Source organism: Psychrilyobacter sp. (genome assembly GCF_049671765.1).
GTDB lineage: Bacteria > Fusobacteriota > Fusobacteriia > Fusobacteriales > Fusobacteriaceae > Psychrilyobacter.
On record NZ_JBATVM010000148.1, the window covers coordinates 1 to 2,074 of the forward strand.

Here is a 2,074-nt window from a genome sequence, read left to right on the forward strand (position 1 = left end):
GCCTCCTAGAAAATTAACTATTGGTGAATGGGCAGATCAAAATAGGGTTTTATCTTCTGAATCTTCAAAAGAGGTTGGGGCCTGGGAAACGAGGAGGACACCATACATGGTAGAGATCTATGAAAAAATTGAATCAGGTGAAGTAAGGGAAGCAATTCTTATGATGGCTTCACAACTGGCAAAATCAGAATTTATAAATAATATCTTTGGTAAATATGCGGACTTAGATCCTTGTCCCATGCTCTTGGTGCAGCCAACAGATACAATGGCAGTTGCATACTCAAAAGAGCGTATAGCCCCAATGATAAGAGATACAGCAGTATTAAAAGCCATTATTAGAGATGCTAATAAAAAGAATTCGGGAAATACAGTAGCTCATAAGATGTTTCCAGGAGGATATATAGCTTTTATTGGTTCTAACTCACCAAGTAAGTTAGCAGCTAGACCAGTAAGAATAATTTTCTTTGATGAAGTAGATCGGTATCCGGAGTCTTCAGGAAGAGAAGGAGATGTAATCACACTAGGGAGAAAAAGATTGACTACCTACAGTGATATTAGTAAATGCATAATAACTGGAACTCCCACCCTAAACGGGAAAAGTTTAATTGAGACAGAATTTAAAAACGGTTCTCAAGGGACTTGGCAGTTACCTTGTCCCCACTGTGGAGAATATCAAAAGTTAGAATTTTCAAATATCAAATGGGTAGATTCAGATCCTGAAACAGTAACTATGATGTGTGAAGAGTGTGGAGTCCTAGCTACAGAAAAGGAATGGAAAAAAGGAAATCAATCCAAAGGAAAGTGGAAACACAAATATAAATCAAGAAAAGAAAAATTAAGCTACCACCTAAATGCACTAGCTAGTCCATGGAGAACATGGGAATCAATAGTAAAAGAGTGGCTAGAGATCCAAGGAGATATAGAAAAAATAAAATCATTTAAAAATACAGTATTAGCAGAAACATGGGAAGAACAAAATATTAAAACTATTGACTATAAAGATCTATATGCAAGAAGGGAGCACTATAAAGCAGATCTTCCAGATGGAGTATTAATTGTAACAGCAGGAGTAGATATCCAAGGCGACAGAATAGAAATAGAAGTCGTAGGTTGGGGATTAGGACATGAAAACTGGGGAATAGTATACCAAGTTATTCATGGAAACCCATCCAAACAAGAGATATGGGATGAACTAGATGATTTTTTACAAAGGGAATTTACATTTAAAGATGGAACTGCTCTTAAGATCTATGCAACTTGTATAGACACTGGTGGACATAATACCCAAGATGTATATAACTTTGTATCACCTAGGGAAGAAGATAGAATATTTGGAATTAAAGGTCAAGGTGGAATAGTCCCAATAGATAACGGATTTAGAAGAACTAAAAATAATGAGATTAATCTTTATTCTGTAGGAGTTAATGCATTAAAAGATTCAACTATGGGTAAATTAAGAGTTAATAAAAAAGGTAAAGGATATTGTCATTTTCCTAAAAATGTAACTAGAAATTATACTGAAGAATATTTTAAAACTTTAACTGCTGAGGTGCGAGATCCTAAAACGAATAAATGGACAAAAATAAGAGATAGGAATGAAGGGTTAGATCTAAGAAACTATAATGAAGCAGCACTTGAGATATATAAATATGACATGAATATACTAGCTGCATTAACTCGTGAGCAATTAAGTGTGTTATCTAGAGTTGGATATCTAGAAGAGGAGGATTAATGAGTAATATTACAGGAATAACCTTGGAGATGTGCCAGGCTAAATTAAAGATGTATTTAGATGCTGAAGAAAAAGTTTTACTAGGTCAAGCATATAACATCGATGGAAAAGAAGTGACTAGAGCAGATATAGGAATGATTCAAAAAGGAATAGAGATATGGAGTAACAGATGTAGAAAATATGCAAATCCCGAAGATGTAGGAATGACAATAGAGAATGTAAGACCAGGAAGACATTAGGAGGAGAATATGGAAATATCATTTAAAAATATCTTCCCTGGATTAGCAGCCAAAAGAGAGATGGCAAAAGCGCGTCTTTACGATGCAGAGAAAACCTATGAAA

2 protein-coding genes are annotated in these 2,074 nt (G+C 34.8%); both read left to right on the plus strand.

The features are described 5' to 3' along the window. The coding region (locus WBG30_RS07070) for a phage terminase large subunit family protein (RefSeq protein WP_424503939.1) at positions 1 to 1,732 on the plus strand (1,732 nt) is incomplete at its 5' end. Then, entirely contained in the window at positions 1,732 to 1,971 is a 240-nt protein-coding gene (locus tag WBG30_RS07075) for a hypothetical protein (protein ID WP_424503940.1), read from the plus strand. The genes WBG30_RS07070 and WBG30_RS07075, both read left to right, overlap by 1 nt. The last annotated feature ends 103 nt before the right edge of the window (positions 1,972 to 2,074 follow it).

Bases quoted from the DNA above. Each gene is read 5' to 3' on its own strand.
- WBG30_RS07075 (WP_424503940.1), top strand. From the start codon at position 1,732: ATGAGTAATATTACAGGAATAACCTTGGAGATGTGCCAGGCTAAATTA.